We start from the raw sequence: 20,785 nt of genomic DNA, 5'->3' as shown, positions 1-20,785 counted from the left end.
CATGGAACTCGGATACCAAATACCGGTCACAGCCCTGATCCTCATCGGGTGCATGTTGGCCTTCACGGTGGTCACCACCTTCATGTTCCGCAGCCAGAAAACCTCGGCCGACTATTACCTCGCCGGACGCAAGGTCAATTCCTTCATCAACGCCTCGGCGATCTCCTCGGACTACCTGTCCGCGGCCTCCTTCCTCGGCGTGGCGGGCGTGGCCTTCCTCTTCGGTTTCGACGGCATCATCTACGCGCTGGGCTTCTTCGTTGGCTACATCGCCCTGCTCCTCTTCCTGGCCAGCCCCCTGCGCAAATTCGGGCGGTACACCGTGCCCGACTTCGTCTCGGAGCGGTTCCACTCCAAACCGGCCCGCGTCCTCGGGGTCATCGGCGTGCTCTTCATCTCCCTCTTCTACATGGCCCCGCAGATGCTCGGCGCGGGCAAGGTCATGGGGCTCCTGCTCAACCTCGACTACGCCACATCGATCATCATCATCGCCTGCATCATCACCTTCTACGTCACCGTGGGCGGAATGAAGGCGACCACCGTCAACCAGCTTGTCCAATTCTGGATTCTGTTCGGAGCCATGTTCCTGCTGGCCTTCATCCCCTTCATGGTAAAAGGCTACACCTACGCCGACGTGGTCAGGTTCCTGCATGAATTCAAAGGCCCCGCGCCCATCACCGGCAAGGAATTCGACGGTGCGGCCTACACCAGCCCGGCCTACTGGCTGACCAGTCTCAAGGACACGCTTTCCCTGCTCCTCGCGCTCATGTTCGGCACGGCCGGGCTGCCCCACATCCTGGTGCGGTTCTACACCGCCCCCGACGGCAAGGCCGCCCGCAAGACCGTCATCTACGTGCTGTTCCTCATCGGCATGTTCTACATCATGAGCCCCTATGTGGGCCACGTCATCCGCTACATCTTCCTCAACGGCGAAGCCATGGGCGTGTCTCCGCACCTCATGCAGTGGCTGGCCGACAACGGCAAGAACCTCGCCGTGCCCGTGGCGGGCTCCTACTTCGGCGGGCAGGTCCTCCTGGGCATCGTGGTGGCCGGAGCCTTCGCCGCCATCCTGTCCACCGTGGCCGGATTGATAATCGCCTGCGCCGGGGCCATCGGCCACGACCTCGTGGTCAACGTCTTCAATCCGAACATGCCCGAACGCTCGCGCGTCATGGTCGCCCGCGTGGCCTCCGTCGGAGTGGGGCTGCTCGGCATTCCGCTCGGCTTCTGGGCCGAATCCATGCAGATCGCCATCCTCGTGGGACTGGCCTTCGCCATCGCCGCCTCCACCTTCTTCCCGGTCCTGGTCATGGGCGTCTGGTGGCCGAAAATGACCAAGAACGGAGCCTGCGCCGGACTTGTCACCGGCATCGTCGGCTCATTCTTCATGATTCTGGGCAAGGACATGCTGCCGCACTTCCTGCAATACAACAATCCCGGCGGATTCGTCATGGTCCTGACCTTCATCGCCATCTACGTGGCCTCCAAGATGGAATATGCCGCCAAGGGCGAAGCCGCGATCCCGCCGGACACCATGGAAGTCATGGCCCTGCTCCACGGCCCCGAAAAAGCTTAACGCAACCACAACCCTTCCCCTCAAAAGGGCGGGCCCGGCACCCCCGGCCCGCCCTTTTCCCTGGACATATGCGGGATATGCCGGCGGCAGACGGCGAACGAATGCAATATTCCGACCTCGGCGCGCGCTCCAGCGGCTACACGCCGTTTCGGGGGGTGAAATGAATCGCGGGTTCCGTTTTTCCTTCCGACAGCCCAAGGCATCATCACGCATTGCTTGACAGTATTGATGCCGATACCTACTTAATGGCTCACCACAAACCAAGGAGACCCACATGAGTTATGATATTCGGCTCGTCAAACTGGTCAGCGGCGAGATGGTCGTCGGCAACTTCGCCGGGAACGACATCGAAGAACCCGCCATCCTGCAGGCCATGCCCACCCAACAGGGCACCCAGATGATCCTCCTGCCTTACGGATACCCCTTCGACCAGGAAATGCAGGGCAAGATAGCTCAGGGCCACGTGCTGTTCGAATACAAGAACTGCCCTGAAGAGCTGAAAACCAAATATATCGAAGCCAAGACCAACATTTCCATGTCCAGCGGCGGACTCGACCTGTCCGGCCTGGGCGGCAAGGGCGGCGGCCTCGATCTCGGCTAGCCGACCCTCGCGAAACCTGCTATTCCGAACGGGGCTGGTTCAGAGAAGCCAACCCCGTTTTTTCCGTTCAACGACCGACCTGCGACAATGAAAGAATTATTGCCTATCCTCCCCCGCCCCTCCCGCTACATCGGCAGCGAATGGGGGGCCGTGTTCAAGGACCCGAGCAAGGTGACCGTACGGTGCGCCCTGGCCTTTCCCGACATGTACGAGGTGGGCATGTCCTACCTCGGCCAGAAAATCCTGGCCCAGGCCCTCAACGCCCGGCCGGAATTCTGGGCCGAACGGGTCTTCACGCCCGATGAGGAGGCCGGAGCCGTCCTGCGCGAGCATGGAGTTCCGCTGGCCACCCTGGAATCGGACACCCCGCTGGGGGAGATGGACGTCATCGGCTTCAGCCTGACCCACGAGCTTTGCTACACCAACATTCTGTACATGCTCGATCTGGCAGGCATCCCCTTCCGCAGCGCGGACAGGGAGGCCCCTTTCCCGCTCATCGTGGCGGGCGGAGGCGCGGCCTTCAACGCCGAGCCCATGGCCCCGTTCTTCGACGCCATGGTCATCGGCGACGGCGAGGAGGCCATGCCGCAGGTCCTTTCCACCGTGGAACGCGCCAAGAAGGAAAATCTTTCCAAGGGGGAACTGCTTTCCGCCCTGGCCGAAATTCCCGGCCTCTACATCCCGTCGTTCTTCGAGGACCAGGGACGCGACAAGCCGCTGAAGCCGTTGCGCGAGGGATACGAGACAGTGGAAAAGGCCGTGGTCGACGACCTCAACCGCGCGCCCTTCCCCACGGGCCAGGTCATTCCCTTTGGAGCCATCCACGACAGGCTGACCATGGAAATCGCCCGGGGCTGCACTCGCGGCTGCCGGTTCTGCCAGGCGGGCATGATCTACCGTCCGGTCCGAGAACGGTCCCTTGATGGCCTGAACGACATCCTGACCCACGGACTGGCCGAAACCGGGTACGAGGAAACCTCCATGCTGTCGCTGTCCACCGGCGACTTCTCCGGCCTGGATTCCCTCTTCACCCGCAGCTTCGACAAATGCGCGGCCGAACAGATCGCCATTTCCCTGCCGTCCCTGCGTGTAGGCTCCCTTTCCGCGCCGATCATGGAGCGAATCTCGTCAATCCGGCGCACGGGCGCGACCATCGCTCCCGAGGCCGGCAGCCAGCGGTTGCGCGACGTCATCAACAAGGGCGTGGACGAGGAAGGCCTCCTGGAGCACGTCCGGCTGCTCTTCGAGAACGGCTGGCAGGGCGTGAAGCTCTATTTCATGATCGGCCTGCCCACCGAGACGGACGAGGACCTGGATGCCATTCTGGACCTTTGCCTCAAGGTGCGCGACGCTGCCGGACGGCACATAAAGAGGCTCCAGGTCACGGCGGCAGTCTCACCTTTCGTGCCCAAGCCGCATACCCCGTTCCAGTGGGAGCCGCAGATTCCCCTGGACGAAATATATCGGCGCATCGCCCATCTGCGAAATATCTTCCGCCCGCACAAACGTATTTCCATCAAGTACCACGAGCCGGAAATGACTTCGCTGGAAGGCGTGTTCTCGCGCGGCGACCGGCGGCTGGCCGAGGTCGTGGAGCGGGCCTACGCAAAGGGCGCGCTCTTCTCCAGTTGGAAAGATCACCTGCGCCTCGAACCGTACCGCGAGGCCATGGACGAGGCCGGACTCGACTGGAATGAATACACCGGCCCGCGCGACCCGGAAGGCCCCCTGCCCTGGGACCACCTGTCCAGCGGGCTGACCAAACGGTTTCTGCTCAAGGAGCGCGAACGCGCCCTTGGCGGGAAGATCACCAATGACTGCCGCTACGGGGCATGTCGCAACTGCGGCGTCTGCCAGTTCGACGGACGGGTTTCCACCCTGAAAAACCAGGCGAAATACAAGGATATCCGCCCGAGGCTGGTCTTCCACAAACGGGACCAGGAAGGCGAGCAGCCGCCCTACACCGTCGAGAAGCCCGACCTGACCGGCAAAGCCGCCCACTATCGCATCTGGTACGAAAAGACCGGCCCCGCCGCATTTCTCAGCCAACTGGAGTTGCAGGCCGTATTCGAACGGGCCTTCAGACGGGCCGTGTTGCCCATGACTTTCTCGGCCGGGTTCCATCCCATGCCCAGACTCTCCTTCGGCAAGGCGCTGCCGGTGGGCGTGGAAAGCCGCTGCGAGTGGATCAACGTATTCCTGCGCGAAGACTTCACGCCGGAAGAAGTGGTCGACAGGCTCGCCCGAAACGCGCCCAGGGGAATCGTCCCGTTCAAGGCGGAGCGGCTGTCCCTGGGACGCAAGCAGTCCCAGGCCGTGGAGGAAGTCTATACGCTGCGTTTCGTCGGCGAAGACGAACGCCGCAAGGCGCAATGGCGGGCGTTCATGGCCGCCGACAATCATTTTATCGAAAAAACGACCAAGAAGGGCAAACCCAAGCAGGTGGACCTGCGGCCCATGGTTCGCGAAGCGGTCGAAACCGGAGACGAGCTGACTCTGGTGCTCGACTGGCGGGAACAATACATGAGCCCGCTGGCCCTGTGCTTCGCCGTCATGGAGGACGCGGGCCCGCTGGACTTCGCCCTGATGAAGACCGAACAGCGTTTCGAATCGGAACCGGACGAAACGGCCTAATCGAACCAGGCGCCGCCGGAGCCGATGCTCACGGCGACCTGCCGGTATACGACAGCTTCGCCCCCGCCCTCGGGTGTCATCCTGATGAGCACGTCCGTCGCGCCTTCCACAAGGGCCGAAAAAAGATACCGCGCCCGCGGGCCGCTGTCGCCGTCATACTCCAGATAACGCTCCATCCGCAGCATCTCCGGGTCGAAAGCCGCCCCGGAGATGCGGTACCCCTTGGACGACGGGCTGCTCACATCCAGAGCAAACACGTCGTTCTTTTTCACGTTGACGGCCGCACCGTATTCGTCGTCCAAGACAATTGTTTCGACTGGAGAAATCCCCCCATCGACAGACGAAACTCCGGAACATGCGGCAAAAGTCAGAATAAAATACAAAGATGCTGCTAAAAATGCGATTTTTTTGAACAAGATTCGCTCCCGCAAGTATATCGACAAATTCATTACGCTATTGTTAAAGCCTGGCGAAGCGTGTATGAATACTCCGTTTACGCCCATCAAAACTACGCCGTCCCAAGGGTTGTACGCAACCCCTTGGACGGGGGCGATTTTTGTGGGTTGCGCCCGGTGTGGTGCAAGAGAGGTATGGATCGCGCCGTGCTGGCGCATTCGGATCAATTTACGGAGGAACAACCAATGAAAGTGTCGACGTTCAAAGCCGCCGGCAAATTCTCCCTGCTCGTTCTCTCGCTCCTGGTGGCCGCCCTCATGCTGGTCGGCTGCGGCGGTGAAGAGAAAAAAGAAGCAGCCGAGAAAGCCGCTCCCGCTGCCCCTGAAAAAATCACCCTCAAACTCGCCATGGATGCCGACCCGGTATCCCTTGACCCGCATGTCCAGCTTTCCGGCGGCATGCTGCAGTTCTCCCATCTGGTCTTCGACCCGCTGCTTCGCTACGACAAGGACATGAATTTCGTGCCCCGTCTGGCCGAGAGCTGGGAGCGCATCGACGATTTGACCATGCGTATGCATCTGCGCAAGGGCGTCAAGTTCCATTCCGGCAACGACTTCACCGCCAAGGATGTGGTCTTCACCGTTGAGCGCCTGAAGAAGTCCGAAGACTACAAGGGCCTCTTCGAGCCGTTCACCGGCGCCGTGGCCGTCGACGACTACACCGTGGACCTGGTCACCAAGAAGCCTTACGGCCTGGTGCTCAACATGGCCACCTACATCTTCCCCATGGACAGCAAGTTCTACTCCGGCACCGACGACAAGGGCAAGGCCAAGGACGCCATCGTCAAGACCGACTACTCCTTCGCCAACGTGAACGAGTCCGGCACCGGTCCCTTCACCGTCGTCAGCCGCGAACAGGGCGTGAAGACCGTCTTCGCCCGGTTCAAGGACTACTGGAACAAGGACACCGGCAACGTCGAGGAAATCGTCCTCGCCCCGATCAAGAATGACGCCACCCGCACCGCCGCCCTCATGTCCGGCGACGTGGACTTCGTCATGCCCGTGCCTCCGCAGGACCTGGAACGCCTCAAGACCACCGACGGTCTGCAGTTGGTCACCATGTCCGGTTCGCGCATCATCTGCATGCAGCTGAACCAGAAGCGCAACCCGGCCCTGGCAGACCCGAAGGTCCGCCTGGCCATGGCCTACGCCTATGACAACCAGGGCGTGGTCGAAAAGATCATGAACGGCTTCGCCACCGCGGCCGGCCAGATGTCCCCCAAGGGCTATGTCGGCCACCTCGAATCCCTGGCTCCCCGCTTCGACCTCGAAAAGGCCAAGGCCCTGATGGCCGAGTCCGGCTTCCCCAACGGTTTTGAAGCGACCATGATCTCCCCGAACAACCGCTACGTGAACGACGAGAAGATCGCCGAGGCCTTCGCTTCCATGATGTCCAAGATCGGCATCAAGGTTTCCCTGAAGACCATGCCCAAGGCTCAGTACTGGGATCAGTTCGACGCTCAGGTCGCCGACATCCAGCTGATCGGCTGGCACTCCGACACCGAGGACTCCGGCAACTTCTTCGAGTTCCTGTCCATGTGCCGCAACTCCGAGACCGGCTACGGCCAGTACAACTCCGGCAACTACTGCAACGCCAAGGTTGACGAGCTGACCCTGGCCGCCCAGACCGAGACCGATCCCGCCAAGCGCGCCGCCGACCTTCAGGAAGCTGAAAAGATTCAGTACGACGAAGCCGGCTACATCCCGCTGCACTGGCAGAACCTGTCCTGGGCTTCCAAGGCCAACATGAACACCGAAGACATCGTGAACGTCATGAACTTCCCGTACTTCGGCGACCTGGTCATCAAGTAGCGCCCAAGCGACTTGCATTAATCAAAAAATAACAATAAAGGGGAACCCCGGCCTCGCCTGGGTTCCCCTTTCATACAAGAGTGCGCCCGGGGCCGGGATTGTTGCGGTCCTCCCCAAACTCCGGTCACAACCCCGTGCCTGGACAACATAAAGTCAACGAGTCGACATGTTTGCATTCACTGTAAAACGAATCCTGCAAGCCGTGGTCGTCATGCTGATCATCAGCTTCATCGGATTCGCCATCAAACACAACTTCGGCGATCCGGTCCGCGATCTGGTGGGCCAGCGGGTCACGGCGGCCGAGCGTGCGGAAATCCGCGACCGCCTCGGTCTCAACGATCCTTTCCCCGTGCAATACGCAAGATTCCTGCGTGACGCCCTGCACGGCGACCTGGGTCAGAGCTATTTCTTCAAAAAGCCCGCCACGGAAGTCATCATCAAGAAGGCTCCGGCGACCTTGGAACTGGTTTTCTGTGCGGCATTCATTATCGTGGTCCTGTCCATTCCGCTCGGCATTTACGCGGCCATCCGCCCCAAAAGCCTTTTCTCGCGGTTCGTCATGGGCAGCTCCATCGTCGGTGTTTCCATGCCCGTCTTTCTCACGGCCATCCTGCTCATCTACATTTTTTCAGTGGAGCTGCACTGGCTGCCATCCTACGGACGAGGCGAAACCGTGCTCCTCTTCGGCTGGTGGGACAGCGGGTTGTTCACCGTTGACGGCATCCTGCATCTGATAATGCCTTCCATCGCCCTGTCCTCCATCATGCTCCCGCTGTTCATCCGGCTCATCCGTTCCGAGATGATGGAAGTCCTGGAAACCGAATACGTCAAGTTCGCCTGGGCCAAGGGCATCAAGCCCTGGCGCGTCTGGCTGGTGCACGCCTTCAAGAACACCCTGCTCCCGGTCATCACCGTGGGCGGCGTGCAGCTCGGCATCATGGTGGCCTTCACCATCCTCACCGAGACCGTGTTCCAATGGCAGGGAATGGGCTCCATGTTCATCGAGTCCGTGGAACGTTCCGACACCTCGCTCATGGTTGCATACCTTGTTTTCGTGGGCATCGTCTTCGTGCTTGTGAACACGTTTGTGGACATCATCTACGGCCTGGTCAATCCCACGGTCCGAGTGGCAGGGAGGCAGTAGCATGAGATCCCGCTGGCAACGTTTCAAAGACTCCTACATGCTCTACAGCTTCCTGCGCGACCCCATGGCCGTGACCTGCTTCGTCATCCTGGCCATATTGATGGTCACGGCGTTCACCGCGCCGATCATTGCGCCGCACGACCCGTACGACCCCAAAACCATCGACATCATGAACGCCCAGCTTCCGCCCGTCTGGTCCGCCGGCGGCAACGCCGACTTCCTGCTCGGCACCGATGCCCAGGGCCGCGACATGCTGTCGACCATGCTCTACGGTATGCGCGTGTCCATCATCATCGGCATCGGCGCAGTCTGTCTCCAGGCGTTCCTGGGTATCGTGGTGGGCCTGCTCTCCGGATACATCAAGCGGCTGGACAACATCCTCATGCGTGTCGCCGACGTTCAGCTCTCCTTCTCGACCTACATGGTGGCCATCTTCATCGGTGCCATCGTCCAGACCGCGTTCGGCGTGGCCGGATACGACAAAGTCGCCGTACCGCTGATCATCGTCATCATCGGTTTGGCCGAGTGGCCCCAGTACGCCCGGACCGTCCGCGCCTCGGTGCTGGCCGAGCGCAAGAAGGAATACGTCGAGGCGGCCCGGGTCATCGGCCTGTCGAAGTCCCGCATCATGTGGCGGCACATTCTGCCCAACACCCTCTCCCCGGTGCTCGTCATCTCCACCGTCCAGGTGGCCAACGCCATCATGAGCGAGGCGGCCCTCTCCTTCCTGGGACTGGGAATGCCCGTGAGCAAGCCCTCGCTGGGATCACTGATCACCGCCGGTTTCGAGTACATCTTCTCCGGCTCCTGGTGGATCACCATCTTCCCCGGCTTCCTGCTGGTCACCCTGATCCTGGTCATCAACCTCCTGGGCGACTGGGTCCGGGACTTCCTCAACCCCAAACTCTACAAGGGGTAAGGTGTGGAAAAACTCATAGACATAAAGAACCTGCGCGTGGATTTCGCCCTGCGTTCCGGCACCGTCCGGGCCGTGCGCGACGTCAGCCTGGTCATCAATAAGGGCGAACGCCTCGGCATTGTCGGCGAATCCGGCGCGGGCAAATCCGTGCTCGGCTTCTCCATCATCAACCTCATCTCCAAGCCCGGCCGCATCACCGGCGGGCAGATCCTCTTCGAGGGCATGGACCTGGTCAAAATCAACGCCGACCAGATGCGCCACGTCCGCGGCAATGAGATCTCCATGATCTTCCAGGACCCCATGATGACCCTCAATCCGGTGCTGACCATCGGCACCCAGATGAAGGAAACCATTCTGGCCCACATGGATGTATCCGAGAAGGAGGCCGAGGCAATCTGTCTGGACAAGCTGCGCAAGGTCTACATTCCCTCCCCGGAAAAACGGCTCAAGCAATACCCGCATGAGTTCTCCGGCGGTATGCGCCAGCGCATCGTCATCGCCATCTCGCTCCTGACCAACCCCAAGCTCATCATCGCCGACGAGCCCACCACGGCTCTCGACGTTACCATTCAGGCCGAAATCATGGACCTGCTTCTGGAGCTCTGCGAGAAGGAGAACATGGGGCTTATCCTCATCACCCATGATCTGGCCGTTGTCTCCGAAGTGACTCAGCGCATCGCCGTGCTCTACGCGGGCAAGGTTGTGGAGCTCGGCGCGGCAGACCAGCTCATCTCCAATCCGCAGCACCCCTACACCAAGGGTCTCATCCAGGCCTTGCCGCAGATGGCGGGCGGAGCGAGAAGGCTCAACCAGATTCCCGGAATGATGCCGTCCCTGTTGAACATGCCCAAGGGATGCCCCTTCGAACCGCGATGCACCGTCAGCAGCGAACGTTGCAAGACCGAGATCCCCAAACTCCACGCACTCGAAAACGGGACGCAAGTCGCCTGTTTCAAATGTGAAGGAGGCGAATAGCCATGAGCGCCATCCTCGAAGTCAAGGACATCGACAAACACTTCGACATATCCGGCTCGGTCATCGACCAGCTTCGGCTTACCGGCGGCAAGATCAGCCGCAAGAAGACCGTGGTCAAGGCGGTCAACAGCGTCTCCCTGGACGTCCAGGCGGGCGAAACCCTGAGCGTGGTCGGCGAATCCGGCTGCGGAAAATCCACCCTGGCCCGCACGGTCATGGGCCTGTACCGGCCCAACAAGGGTGAAATTCACTATCGGGGCGCTCGCATCGACAACCTGAGTTCCCACAAGATGCTCCCCTACCGGACCAAAATGCAGATGGTCTTTCAGGACCCTTACGCATCCCTCAACCCGCGCATGACCGTGCGGCAGATTCTTGAGGAGCCGGTTCGTTTCCACAACCCGGACATGACCCGCGACGAGGTCAGCGACCGCGTTGCCGAAGTCATGTGCCAGGTGGGCGTGGACCCGGTTTGGGCCACCAACTTCCCGCACGAATTCTCCGGCGGCCAGCGGCAGCGCATCTCCATCGCCCGCGCCCTGGTCCTCGATCCCGAATTCATCGCGGCCGACGAGCCCATCGCGGCCCTGGACGTTTCCATCCAGGCCCAGATTCTCAACCTGCTCATGGACGCCCAGGAGCAGCGCGGCCTGACCTACCTGTTCATCAGCCACGACCTGAGCGTGGTCGAGCACATCTCCAACCGCGTGCTGGTCATGTATCTCGGCTGTGTCTGCGAGCTGGCCACGGCCAAGGAGCTGTTCTCCAATCCGAAGCACCCCTACACCCAGGCGCTGCTTTCGGCCATTCCCAAGCTCGGCGGCATGGCCGGCGGCCATGTCAGACTGTCCGGCGACGTGCCCACTCCCATCAACCTGCCGACCGGCTGTGTTTTCCACGGCCGGTGTCAGCACGCCAACGAGCGTTGCTCCAGGGAGATTCCCCGGCAGCACACGCTCGCCAACGGCACCGTTGTCGCCTGTCACGGCGTCGAGGAAGGCCGTCTGTAACCCCACGTCGTGAGCCTGAGTTGCCCCTCGCCCCCCGCCCTACCGGGCGGGGCTTTGCTCGAAGCATGAGGGGAAACAAACGACAGATCGATACGAAATAAAAAAGCGGCGCACCATTTAAGGTGCGCCGCTTTTTTATTGTCGATGAGCCGGGCGGGTAGCTTTTTCGCCGCCCCGCAGGCAATCAACCCTACAGGTCAATGCCATATTTCTTGATGGCCGCCATGCCGCCGTGGATATTGGTCACATCCTTGTAGCCCTTGTCGTCGAGCATGATCTGCGCCTCGTAGGAACGTGCCCCGGTATTACAGATCAGCACGATGGGCCGATCCTTGGGAATCTCGTCCAAGCGGTCGTAAATCTCGCCCTGCGGGACATTGTGCCAGAACTCCGGATTGCGTTCCATGAACGGCCCGGCGTCCCCCTTCTCCCGGCAATCCAGGAAGAAGCAGGCGTCCTCGCCGCGATTCTCCCACAACTCCTTGAATCCGGCCGGACCAACGCCGCGGTTGATGCCGCGCAGCGCGTTGTCGGCCAAGTTGGCCAGGGTGTTGAGGATATCCATGGCCGCGGCAAACGGCGGGGAATAGGCCAGTTCCATGTTGGACACGTCGTCGATGGTCGGAGACGATTTGAGGATGGCGGCCACAGCGTTGATGCGGCCCACCATGGCGTCTCCGGAGGAACCGAAGCCCTGGACGCCGAGCACCCGGCGGGTGGGCTTGTCCACTACCATCTCAAGCGTCATCAATTCCTTGGTCGGATAGAAATGCGCCCGATCCAGCTGGATGAGCAGCACGGACATGGCGTCGAAACCGGCGGCCTTGGCGGATTCCAAGCTCAAGCCTGTGCCCGCCATGGAGGTTTCGAACAGCTTGACCACAAAGGAGCCGACCACGCCATCGAACTCAGCCGATCCGCCCGCCAGATTGGTGCCGATGATGCGGCCCTGGCGGTTGGCCATGGAACCCAACGGCAGGAAGGCATCCGCGTCGGTGACGAGATTCCTGACGATACAGCAGTCTCCGCCCGCATAGATGTCCGGATCGTTGGTGCGCAGATATTCATCCACGTACACCCCGCCGCGCTCGTGCACGGCCAATCCGGCCTCCTTGGCCAGATCCGAGTTGGGGACAACGCCCGCCGAGATAATCACGGCGTCGGCGTCAAGCACTCGCTTGTCCGTGACCACGCGCTTGACCACGCCGTCTTCGCCCTCGATAGCCTTGACGGTCTCGCCGAAATAGAAGGAAACGCCGTTCTCTTCCATGTGCTTCCGGCCCATGGTGGCCAGGGTCGGACTCACGAGGCGAGGCATTATCTGGCCGGTGATCTCCACCACGGAGGTCTCCACGCCCCACATATCGGCGAACGCCTCGGCCATCTCCAGGCCGATGAAGCCCGCGCCGATAATCACGGCGTTGCTCACCTCGCCCTTGGAAATGGACTCGCGGATGCGGGTGGCGTCGCCGGGATTGGCCACGTAGTTGACGCCCTTGAGGTCCTCGCCGGGCAAGCCCAGCCTGCGCGGGGAGGCACCGGTGGCGATGACCAGCTTGTCATACCCTATGCAGTCCTTTTCGCCGGTCTCGACGTTCTCCACCTCGACGCACTTTTTTTCGCGGTCGATGAGCGTGGCCTTGGTCAGGACGCGAACGTCCACTCCCTTGACCTCCTTGAAGAACTTCGGATCGCGCAACATGTGGAAACTGGTCGTGCACAGCTCGGACGCGTCCGACACGTCGCCGGACACGTAATAGGGAATGCCGCACCCGCCGTAGGAGATCATGGCGGTCTGGTCGATCATGGTCACCCGGGACTCGGGCTCCAGCCGCTTGAAGCGGCAGGCGGCCTTCGGCCCGAGGGCCACACCGCCGATGACTACGATATGCTGAGACATAAAACCAATCCTTGGAATCTTGGGCTCCGGGCGTCCCTCAAACCCGGGGCGTTACTTCAGGAACGAACCGATGGCCCTGCCGAGCCGCTTGATGCCTTCCTCGATACGGACCTCGTCCGAATTGGAGAAGTTCAGGCGCAGGGTGTTGTCGCCGGAACCGTCCACGTAGAACGGCTTGCCGGGAACAAAGGCCACCTTGTCTTTCACGGCCATATCCAGGAGCTTCATGCTGGAACATCCATCGGGCATGGTCACCCACAGGAACATGCCGCCCTCGGGGCGGGTGATGGTGACGCCTTCCGGGAAGTACTTGCCGATCATCTCCACCATGCATTCGCGCTGGCGGCCGTACCGCTCGCGGATAAGCTCCACATGGGAGTTGATGTCGTTGGTTTCAAGATAGCGGCGCATGATCGCCTGGGACACTGTGGAAGTGTGAAGATCGGCGGCCTGCTTGGCGATGACCAGTTTGTCGTACACTTCCTTATCCGGCGCGACGACCCAACCGATGCGGAAGCCCGGCGCGGCGATCTTGGAGAACGAACCGCACAGGAGGCCCTTGTGTTCGCAGAATGAGAAAACGCTCGGCAGATCCTCGCCCAGGAAGCGAAGTTCGCCGTACGGGTCGTCCTCGACGAAAAGCACGCCATACCGGTCGCACAATGCCGCAACACCCTTGCGTTTCTCAAGCGAGTAGCTCACGCCCGACGGATTCTGGAAGTTGGGCACAGCGTAAAAACACTTGGCTCCTTCCTTGAAAGCCGCTTCGAGTTCCGCGAGATTCGGCCCGTCATCCTCAAGGGACACGGTCACGAACTCGGGTTCAAACAGAGAAAACGCCTGAATGGCTCCGAGATAGCCGGGCCGTTCGATAACGACCCTGTCGCCCCGGTCCAGGAAGACCTTGGCGCTGATGTCGAGAATCTGCTGGGAACCGGAGGTCACCAGAATGGTGTCCGGGTCCACGTTCAGGCCGCGTTGCAGATATCGCTGTGCGATGATGGCGCGCAGGCCCGCATCGCCTTCGGTGGTTGAGTATTGCAGAGCGCTTGCCCCGATGTTCTTGAAAACTTCGTGGGCGGCCGCGTCCATGGCGGGGACGGGGAAAAGTTCGGGATTGGGCAAACCGCCCGCAAAGGAAATAATCTCCGGATCAGCCGTGACTTTCAGTATTTCCCGGATGAATGAACGATGAACGGTGCCCATTCTCCGAGCGAAATGTTGGGACATGTTTTTTCCTCCAAGCCCTTACGGGTACTCCGAAAGCTATTGCCTTGCAAGAGGATGCTTCCCAAAGAGCGGATAAAAAACACAGCCTTCCGCTCAAAAGAGTGAGGACCGGGGATCAAGCCGGTCCTCAGGGGGCAAGAAGAGGAGAATATGCATGTACCATGCGGTTCAGCCGCTCCGTCCAAACGGACACGCTCCGCTCGGGAGTGAAACGACTACAGATCAATAATAACTATTGTTGATATTCTGTCAAGCCCGTCCAGGGCTAGTTTGCACAGAAGCTCCCACGCATCCGCGAGGCATGGAACGAATATTGCTTTTCCGCTACCGCCATTGAAACACGGACAAAAGGATATGTTCATGAAATACATCCTCTCCCTCGTTCTGTGCATCGGCCTTTACTCGGCCGCGACAATCCCCGCGCACGCCGGGGGTTTTATCGCCATGGCCGCCCCCTATCCTCCCTACGCCGAAAGCAATGGGCTGTCCGTCAAAGGCATGACGGTGTCCACCCTGACCTTCATCATGGACAAGTGCGGCTCCCCCATCGACGCCAGAGAAATCAAGCTCATGCCGTGGGCTTACGCCTGCGAAAGCGCGGCCCGGCAACCGGGGCGCATTCTGCTCAACGCCAACCGGACGCAGGAAACCGAATCCCTGTACAAATGGGTCGGGCCGGTCGCCACGGCCAGAATCGTGCTCATCGGGCGCAAACGCGACCGGCTATGCATTCCCTCCCGGGCGCACCTGAACGGGTACCGCATCGCCACGGTCCGCTGGAGCCGACCGGAAAAGAACCTGCTGGCAGGCGGACTGAAGGAAGAGCAGCTCATACGAAGCCCGAGCCACGTCCAGGCCCTGCGACAGCTCGGCAGCGGCGAGGCCGACCTCTTCGCCTCGACGGAGCTTGACGCGCCTCGGCTGCTGGAAGGGCTGGGGATGCGCTGGGAGGACTACACGGTCTACTTCGTCTTCAACGAAGAGTCCTTGTATTTCGCCTTCAGCCGCGACACGGACGACGGCCTCATCCACAAACTCAATAAAGCGCTGGAAGAGATCAGGGCCTCAAGGGGGCAAGGCGTAAACCGATTCGAAATGACGTGCGCCGAATAGAAAAGCGAGACAGATTCGAGAAAACGGATCCGAGCAAAGTGCCGAGGGAACCCGGCGCGGAGGGCGAGGCGGCAGAACGGAGAAAGGGGCCTGGCGGCCCCTTGTCATTTATTCCTTATCCGGTGACCAGTTCGGGTCGCGATATTTGTCGGGATTGTAAAGACGCCAGTCGGAACCGTCATCATACTTCTCATCCGCACCGGGATACGGAGTATAAATATTGTCGGTCTTGCTGGTTTCTTCGCGGCTATCCACATCTTCAATGAATGAATGTTCCATGACAAACCTCTGATATCCTGGACTTTATTCACCTCGATACGGATTGCGTTTCGAGGCGGGACGCCATGCGTCCCGCCCTTTCGTGAATCAATTACCCGGCAGTGTCAAGCTTGGGCTTGACGTACAATTCGCCCCCGTGACAGTCGTTGATGACCAGCAGCGGGAAATCCTTGACCTTCATGGCGCGAATAGCCTCGGGGCCCAATTCGTCGAAGGCGATGACCTTGGATTCCACGATGGAGTTCGACAGCAGCGCTCCCGCCCCGCCCGTGGCCCCGAAATAAACGCCCTTGTATTCCTTCATGGCTTCCCGAACCTCGTCCGACCGTTTGCCCTTACCGATGGACGCCTTCATGCCCAGGGAGTGCAGCCGGGGCGCATAGGTGTCCATGCGATAGGAAGTGGTCGGCCCGGCGGAACCGATGGGACGGCCCGGAGGGGCCGGACTGGGCCCGACATAGTAAATTGCCGAACCCTGCAACTCGAAGGGCAGCTCCTTGCCCGCGTCCAGCAGTTCGAAAAGCTTCTTGTGGGCCGCATCTCGCGCGGAATGAATGGTGCCGGACAAGAATACGACGTCTCCTGCCCTCAACTGCTCTATAGCCTCGTCCGTAAGCGGCGTGTTCAGCTTGTATTCCGCCATTACAGCTCGACCTCCTCGTGTCGCTGGGAGTGACACTGGACATTGACCGCCAGCGGCAGGCTGGCGAGATGGCATGGTTCCATGGTGATCTTGACGCCGAGCACGGTGGTCTTGCCGCCCAGCCCCATGGGCCCGATGCCCAACGCGTTGAGCGCCTCTTCCAACTCCTTTTCCATGGCCGCGACCGCGGGATCGGGATGGGTGTCGTCCAACTTGCGCAACAACGACTTCTTGGCGATCTTGGCCGCGTGCTCGAAGGTCCCGCCGATACCGATGCCGATAACTGTCGGCGGACAAGGATTCGGTCCCGCCTCGGCCACCCGCTCGACCACGAACTTCTTGATGCCCGCCCATCCTTGGGCCGGGGCGAGCATGGTCACGCGGGACATGTTCTCGGCCCCGCCGCCCTTGGCCATGTAGGCGATCTTCAGCCTGTCGCCGGGGACCATGTCGAAATGGATAATGGCAGGCGTGCCGTCGCCGGTATTGGCGCGGGTCAGGGGGTCACACGCCGATTTCCGCAAGAATCCGTCCGCGTATCCCTTGCGCACGCCTTCGTTGATCAGTTCGCGCAGATTGCCGCCCACAACCCGGCAATCGTCGCCGATTTCCACGTAAAACACGGCCAGTCCGCAATCCTGGCACAGCGGCAATTTGGTGTCGTGAGCCAGGTCCGCGTTTTCCAGCAACTGGCGCAGGACCTCTTTGGCCGAAGGAGAGTCCTCCTCGGCCATGGCCTGTTCCAGCCGCCTGCGGACATCCTGCGGCAGCTCCGTGTTCGCCCTCATGCACATGGCGGCCACGGCCTCCACCACGTCCTTTCCGTCAATTTCTCGCATTGGTTAACCTCCGATGATTGCCTCCGGCGGCCAGAGGGGAAACTTTTGAAAAAGTTTCCCCTCTGGACTCCCCTTCAAAACTTTTGCCGCTCGCTTCGCTCGAAGCCGTGCGAGCGCGTTGGTTCAAACCGCATATCCACCCATTGAGACGGCAGCGCGCAACGAGCTGACCGCCCGTCCCCTCTCCCGCAAAGCGGCACCCAGGGGATGGGGGCCGGAGGCGCTATTTACGAAACAAGCGCTTTATGGAAGTGATGCCCATTTTGCGCCGCAGGAACCCGAGCTGGTTCTGAAGCGGCAGATGTTTGGGACAGACGTCTTCGCAGGCGAGCAGTCCCATGCAGCCGAATATGCCCATATCGTTGCCGATAATCTCGTAGTAGTCGCGGTCGGTGCGCTCGTCGCGCGGATCGATGAGGAACCGGGCCACGCGGTTGAGCGCGGCCGCTCCCAGGAAGTCCTCGCGCAGCCGGGCCGTGCCGCAGGCGGCGATGCAGCATCCGCACTCCACGCACCGCTCCAACTCGTATATGGCCACGGCGTCCTTATTGTCCATGCGCTCTTCCAACGCCGTGGGGTCGAATATCTTATTGGTGTGAATCCAGGATTCGGTCTTGGTGTACATCTCGCGGAACCAGGTGCCGGTATCGACGGACAGGTCGCCCACGAGCTTGAAGACCGGAAGCGGCAGAAGGGTTATCTCGCCCGGAAGGTCGCGGGTCTTGGTGTGGCAGGCCAGGCCGGGACGGCCGTTGATGACCATGCCGCAGGAACCGCAGATGCCCGCCCGGCAACAGAAATCGAACTGGAGGGACGGGTCCTGCTCCTCGCGGATGCGGTTGAGCGCGATGAACAGGGTCATGGAGTCGGTCTCTTCCAGAACGAACTCCTGCATGTGCGGCATGGACAGCTCGTCCTCGGGATTATACCGGAATATGTTGAGTTTCAGTAATCTGGACATGATCTATTCCTTCTTGTCGTCGGCGCTGATGATTTGCGAATGGCCGTATCCCCGATCGCCCGGCGGGATTTCCACAACGGTGGTGGCGGGCTCGTATTCAAGCGTCGGGAGGGTGTCCTCCGGCTTCTTCCAGTAGGCCAGGGTGCGCGTCAGCCAGTCGCGGTCGTTGCGCGCGGGGAAATCCTCGCGGTTGTGCGACCCTCTCGACTCGGTGCGCATGAGCGCACCATAGGCGATCATCAGGGCGAGCTTGACCTGGCCTTCAAGCTTGAGGGCTGCGGCCAGCTCCGGATTGACGCCCTTGCCGTTGGAACGCAAGCCGACCTTCTTGGCCCGGATGAGAGCCTCCTGCAATTCGGCCACGCATTTTTCGAGCCCTTCCTGAGTACGGAAGATGTTCGCGCCCTTGTGCAGGGCCTCCTGCATGGCGGCCCGGACCTTGTAGACGTTCTCCGAGCCGTTGGCCCCGGAGATCAGCGCTTCGATGCGGGCCTGCTGCCTGCCGACCTCGTCGTTGATGAGCCCGGTTTTGAACTCGGTCTCGCATCCTTCGAGATATTCGGCTACCTTGCGGCCGATAATGCCGCCCGCGACCACGGTTTCGGCCAGGGAGTTGCCGCCCAGCCGGTTGAAGCCGTGCATGTCCCAACAGGCGGCCTCGCCTGCGGCGAACAGCCCCTTGAGACCGTAGGCGGCCCCGTCCTTGTTGGTGCGCACCCCGCCCATCGAATAGTGATGGGTCGGGCGCACCGGGATAAGCTGATGAATGGGGTCCACGCCCAGGAACGAGGTACAGATTTCGTAAACCTCGCGCAGCTTGCCGGTGATATGTTCCGCGCCCAGGTGGCGGATGTCGAGCCAGAGATGCTCGCCGTAGGGCGACTTCACGCCGTGCCCTTCGCGCATGTGATGGGTCATCCAGCGGGAAACCACGTCGCGGGAGGCCAGCTCGGCTTTCTCCGGTTCATAGATGTGCATGAACCGTTTCTCGTCCACATCAAGCAAGGTGCCGCCATCACCCCGACAGCCCTCCGTAACCAGGATGTCGGTGGGCACGATGCCCGTTGGATGGAACTGGACGGCCTCCATGTTGCCCATGGGAACCACGCCGGTGCCGACGCACATGGTATGCGCCCCGCCGTCGCAGATGACCGCGTTGGTGGTGTTCGGGTAGATGCGGCCGAATCCGCCCGCCGCGATCATGGTCGCCTTGGACAGGTAGACGCGCAATTCGCCGGTGCGCAGGCAGCGGGCGACCACGCCGAAGCAGGTCTCGCCGTCCTGGAGCAGGGCTATGGCTTCGGTCTTGTCGTGGACCTCCACGCCCTTCTCGGCGCAACGGTTGTCCATGGTGCACATGACCGCATGGCCCGTGCCGTCCGAGGTGTAGCAGGTGCGCCATTTGGCCGTGCCGCCGAAGGAACGGGCCATAATCAGCCCCTCTTTTTCCTCGGCCTCGACCTTTTCATACTGCTTGCCGCCCTTGTAATAGATGGATTTACCCGGAACCACGCGGTTCCACGGCACGCCCCAATGGGCCAGGCGGCGCATCTCGATGGGAGCGGTGTCCGCGAACAACCGGGCGACTTCCTGGTCGCAGCCCCAGTCGGAGCCCTTGACCGTATCCGCGAAATGAACGTCGGGACAGTCGCCCTCGCCCATGACGGAGTTGCCCAGGGAGGCCTGCATCCCGCCCTGCGCGGCGGAGGAATGGGACCGCCGGGCCGGGACCAGACTCAGACAGACGACGGAGAAACCGGCTTCGGCCGCTTCCACGGCAGCGCGCTCGCCTGCCAAGCCCGCGCCGACAACAAGAAAATCGGTGTAGACAGTTTGCATGGCGTATTCTCCGTTAGTTGACGCTCAGGAAAAGGAAACGGCCCAGGGTAATCAGGCCGATGCCGATGAATATGAAGGTGAGCAGGTTCTCGCCGCGCTTGAACTTGCCGCGCTCCCGATCCTTGACGAATCCCCACTTGACCCCGATGCGATAGAAGCCGATGCCCACGTGCAGTTCGGCGAGGGGGAGCAGGAACAAATAAAAGACGGCCCAGAACCCGCTCTGGACGCGGGCTGCGGACTTGGCGGCCGTAATGGGCAGGTCGGTCAGGACCACCCACATATGAATGGAGCCCATGACCAGGATGAGCATGGCCGAAACCACCTGGATCACCCAAAGCCAGGTATCGCCATGGTGCATCATCCGGGCATGTTGCCAGATGGTCTTCTGTCCTTCGGAATGAAAGGGAATCTTGCGGGCGGCCAGAACGAAGTGCGTCAGGAAAACGAGAAAAATAAGCGGGCCGCCCACCTGGGCCATTCTGGTCGCTTCGAAAAACTCGGCAATGGCGTTCATGAGCCGGGGACTGATGACCACGCTGGAAACCAGCAGCATGTGGCACCACATGAATAGAATCAGGCTGACGCCGGACAGCATTTGCAGCCAATCCAGGACACCGTCCCACTTGCCGGTTTTGCCAGCCGGCGCGTAACTTATGGACATTCATTCCTCCGTTTGGTTGGATACGGAAACACCTTGGATAATCGTTTGCATACGTAGGCCGGAAAAAAGAATTCTGTCAATATCTCCAAGGTCATCTCATCGACTCCTCACCGCCGGGCGAGAAAACGAAAACGGAATACCCCTTCGGGAAACGCGCCGCGGCTCCCTTTTCCCGCTCCGGAAACGGCAAC

18 protein-coding genes are annotated in these 20,785 nt (G+C 60.9%); 9 read left to right on the top strand and 9 right to left on the bottom strand.

Annotated features, from left to right (window positions below):
* Window position 1: 1 nt before the first annotated feature.
* The 3 genes from PSN43_RS07835 to PSN43_RS07825 all read left to right on the top strand — a co-directional run bounded on the left by PSN43_RS07835 (window position 2) and on the right by PSN43_RS07825 (window position 4,811).
* Entirely contained in the window at window positions 2-1,576 is a 1,575-nt protein-coding gene (locus PSN43_RS07835; RefSeq protein WP_272700169.1) for a sodium/solute symporter, read from the top strand.
* A 274-nt stretch (window positions 1,577-1,850) separates the two neighbouring features.
* The gene (locus PSN43_RS07830; RefSeq protein WP_272700168.1) at window positions 1,851-2,177 is read left to right on the top strand and encodes a hypothetical protein; all 327 of its coding nucleotides are present in this window, start codon (window positions 1,851-1,853) and stop codon (window positions 2,175-2,177) included.
* Between the two features lie 87 nt (window positions 2,178-2,264).
* Window positions 2,265-4,811, top strand: coding sequence for a TIGR03960 family B12-binding radical SAM protein (locus PSN43_RS07825; protein ID WP_272700167.1), 2,547 nt, complete (start codon window positions 2,265-2,267; stop codon window positions 4,809-4,811).
* Here the strand turns inward: PSN43_RS07825 and PSN43_RS07820 are convergent.
* Window positions 4,808-5,113 carry a hypothetical protein gene (locus PSN43_RS07820; RefSeq protein ID WP_272700166.1) on the bottom strand — a complete coding sequence of 102 codons (306 nt, stop codon included), beginning with the start codon at window positions 5,111-5,113 and terminating at the stop codon, window positions 4,808-4,810. The genes PSN43_RS07825 and PSN43_RS07820 overlap by 4 nt on opposite strands.
* Window positions 5,114-5,452: 339 nt before the next feature.
* Here PSN43_RS07820 and PSN43_RS07815 point away from each other — a divergent pair, with 339 nt between their 5' ends.
* The 5 genes from PSN43_RS07815 to PSN43_RS07795 all read left to right on the top strand — a co-directional run bounded on the left by PSN43_RS07815 (window position 5,453) and on the right by PSN43_RS07795 (window position 11,126).
* A complete protein-coding gene (locus tag PSN43_RS07815; protein WP_272700165.1) occupies window positions 5,453-7,078 on the top strand; it encodes an ABC transporter substrate-binding protein in 1,626 nt (541 codons plus the stop codon).
* 166 nt (window positions 7,079-7,244) lie between these two features.
* Window positions 7,245-8,222, top strand: coding sequence for an ABC transporter permease (locus tag PSN43_RS07810; protein WP_272700164.1), 978 nt, complete (start codon window positions 7,245-7,247; stop codon window positions 8,220-8,222).
* A 1-nt stretch (window position 8,223) separates the two neighbouring features.
* Entirely contained in the window at window positions 8,224-9,141 is a 918-nt protein-coding gene (locus tag PSN43_RS07805; protein WP_272700163.1) for an ABC transporter permease, read from the top strand.
* Between the two features lie 3 nt (window positions 9,142-9,144).
* The gene (locus PSN43_RS07800) at window positions 9,145-10,116 is read left to right on the top strand and encodes an ABC transporter ATP-binding protein (RefSeq protein WP_272700162.1); all 972 of its coding nucleotides are present in this window, start codon (window positions 9,145-9,147) and stop codon (window positions 10,114-10,116) included.
* Window positions 10,117-10,118: 2 nt separating this feature from the next.
* Window positions 10,119-11,126, top strand: coding sequence for an ABC transporter ATP-binding protein (locus tag PSN43_RS07795; RefSeq protein WP_272700161.1), 1,008 nt, complete (start codon window positions 10,119-10,121; stop codon window positions 11,124-11,126).
* Window positions 11,127-11,316: 190 nt separating this feature from the next.
* On the opposite strand, the gene PSN43_RS07790 is transcribed toward PSN43_RS07795, so the two are convergent.
* Both PSN43_RS07790 and PSN43_RS07785 read right to left on the bottom strand, forming a co-directional pair.
* On the bottom strand, window positions 11,317-13,026 hold the full coding sequence (locus tag PSN43_RS07790; protein ID WP_272700160.1) for an FAD-dependent oxidoreductase: 1,710 nt from the start codon (window positions 13,024-13,026) through the stop codon (window positions 11,317-11,319).
* 51 nt (window positions 13,027-13,077) lie between these two features.
* A complete protein-coding gene (locus PSN43_RS07785) occupies window positions 13,078-14,256 on the bottom strand; it encodes an aminotransferase-like domain-containing protein (protein WP_272700159.1) in 1,179 nt (392 codons plus the stop codon).
* A gap of 360 nt (window positions 14,257-14,616) precedes the next feature.
* On the opposite strand from PSN43_RS07785, the gene PSN43_RS07780 reads away from it, so the two are divergent.
* Entirely contained in the window at window positions 14,617-15,369 is a 753-nt protein-coding gene (locus tag PSN43_RS07780; protein WP_272700158.1) for a substrate-binding periplasmic protein, read from the top strand.
* 108 nt (window positions 15,370-15,477) lie between these two features.
* On the opposite strand, the gene PSN43_RS07775 is transcribed toward PSN43_RS07780, so the two are convergent.
* The 6 genes from PSN43_RS07775 to PSN43_RS07750 form a co-directional block, all read right to left on the bottom strand.
* Window positions 15,478-15,648 (bottom strand): hypothetical protein, encoded by a 171-nt coding sequence (locus tag PSN43_RS07775; protein ID WP_272700157.1) that lies wholly within the window; start codon window positions 15,646-15,648, stop codon window positions 15,478-15,480.
* A 91-nt stretch (window positions 15,649-15,739) separates the two neighbouring features.
* Window positions 15,740-16,291, bottom strand: coding sequence for a Fe-S-containing hydro-lyase (locus PSN43_RS07770; RefSeq protein ID WP_272700156.1), 552 nt, complete (start codon window positions 16,289-16,291; stop codon window positions 15,740-15,742).
* Window positions 16,291-17,130, bottom strand: coding sequence for a fumarate hydratase (locus PSN43_RS07765; protein WP_272700155.1), 840 nt, complete (start codon window positions 17,128-17,130; stop codon window positions 16,291-16,293). Before PSN43_RS07765 ends, PSN43_RS07770 begins: the two co-directional genes overlap by 1 nt.
* Before the next feature lie 223 nt (window positions 17,131-17,353).
* Window positions 17,354-18,091: a fumarate reductase iron-sulfur subunit gene (locus tag PSN43_RS07760; RefSeq protein ID WP_272700154.1), complete on the bottom strand. Its 738-nt coding sequence runs from the start codon at window positions 18,089-18,091 to the stop codon at window positions 17,354-17,356.
* A 3-nt stretch (window positions 18,092-18,094) separates the two neighbouring features.
* Complete coding sequence (locus tag PSN43_RS07755; protein WP_272700153.1) at window positions 18,095-19,930, bottom strand: fumarate reductase flavoprotein subunit; 1,836 nt, start codon at window positions 19,928-19,930, stop codon at window positions 18,095-18,097.
* A 13-nt stretch (window positions 19,931-19,943) separates the two neighbouring features.
* Complete coding sequence (locus PSN43_RS07750; protein ID WP_272700152.1) at window positions 19,944-20,594, bottom strand: succinate dehydrogenase/fumarate reductase cytochrome b subunit; 651 nt, start codon at window positions 20,592-20,594, stop codon at window positions 19,944-19,946.
* Between the last annotated feature and the right edge of the window lie 191 nt (window positions 20,595-20,785).

Origin of the sequence: Desulfovibrio sp. Fe33, assembly GCF_028532725.1 — a bacterium.
Taxonomy (GTDB): Bacteria; Desulfobacterota; Desulfovibrionia; order Desulfovibrionales; family Desulfovibrionaceae; genus Pseudodesulfovibrio.
This window is presented reverse-complemented; position numbering and strand designations above follow the sequence as displayed.

What these genes read in the sequence shown, in the direction of transcription:
- PSN43_RS07835 (WP_272700169.1), top strand. Translation starts at nt 2, where the DNA reads ATGGAACTCGGATACCAAATACCGGTCACAGCCCTGATCCTCATCGGG.
- PSN43_RS07830 (WP_272700168.1), top strand. Translation starts at nt 1,851, where the DNA reads ATGAGTTATGATATTCGGCTCGTCAAACTGGTCAGCGGCGAGATGGTC.
- PSN43_RS07825 (WP_272700167.1), top strand. Translation starts at nt 2,265, where the DNA reads ATGAAAGAATTATTGCCTATCCTCCCCCGCCCCTCCCGCTACATCGGC.
- PSN43_RS07815 (WP_272700165.1), top strand. Translation starts at nt 5,453, where the DNA reads ATGAAAGTGTCGACGTTCAAAGCCGCCGGCAAATTCTCCCTGCTCGTT.
- PSN43_RS07810 (WP_272700164.1), top strand. Translation starts at nt 7,245, where the DNA reads ATGTTTGCATTCACTGTAAAACGAATCCTGCAAGCCGTGGTCGTCATG.
- PSN43_RS07805 (WP_272700163.1), top strand. Translation starts at nt 8,224, where the DNA reads ATGAGATCCCGCTGGCAACGTTTCAAAGACTCCTACATGCTCTACAGC.
- PSN43_RS07795 (WP_272700161.1), top strand. Translation starts at nt 10,119, where the DNA reads ATGAGCGCCATCCTCGAAGTCAAGGACATCGACAAACACTTCGACATA.
- PSN43_RS07790 (WP_272700160.1), bottom strand. Translation starts at nt 13,026, where the DNA reads ATGTCTCAGCATATCGTAGTCATCGGCGGTGTGGCCCTCGGGCCGAAG.
- PSN43_RS07785 (WP_272700159.1), bottom strand. Translation starts at nt 14,256, where the DNA reads ATGTCCCAACATTTCGCTCGGAGAATGGGCACCGTTCATCGTTCATTC.
- PSN43_RS07780 (WP_272700158.1), top strand. Translation starts at nt 14,617, where the DNA reads ATGAAATACATCCTCTCCCTCGTTCTGTGCATCGGCCTTTACTCGGCC.
- PSN43_RS07775 (WP_272700157.1), bottom strand. Translation starts at nt 15,648, where the DNA reads ATGGAACATTCATTCATTGAAGATGTGGATAGCCGCGAAGAAACCAGC.
- PSN43_RS07770 (WP_272700156.1), bottom strand. Translation starts at nt 16,291, where the DNA reads ATGGCGGAATACAAGCTGAACACGCCGCTTACGGACGAGGCTATAGAG.
- PSN43_RS07765 (WP_272700155.1), bottom strand. Translation starts at nt 17,130, where the DNA reads ATGCGAGAAATTGACGGAAAGGACGTGGTGGAGGCCGTGGCCGCCATG.
- PSN43_RS07760 (WP_272700154.1), bottom strand. Translation starts at nt 18,091, where the DNA reads ATGTCCAGATTACTGAAACTCAACATATTCCGGTATAATCCCGAGGAC.
- PSN43_RS07755 (WP_272700153.1), bottom strand. Translation starts at nt 19,930, where the DNA reads ATGCAAACTGTCTACACCGATTTTCTTGTTGTCGGCGCGGGCTTGGCA.
- PSN43_RS07750 (WP_272700152.1), bottom strand. Translation starts at nt 20,594, where the DNA reads ATGTCCATAAGTTACGCGCCGGCTGGCAAAACCGGCAAGTGGGACGGT.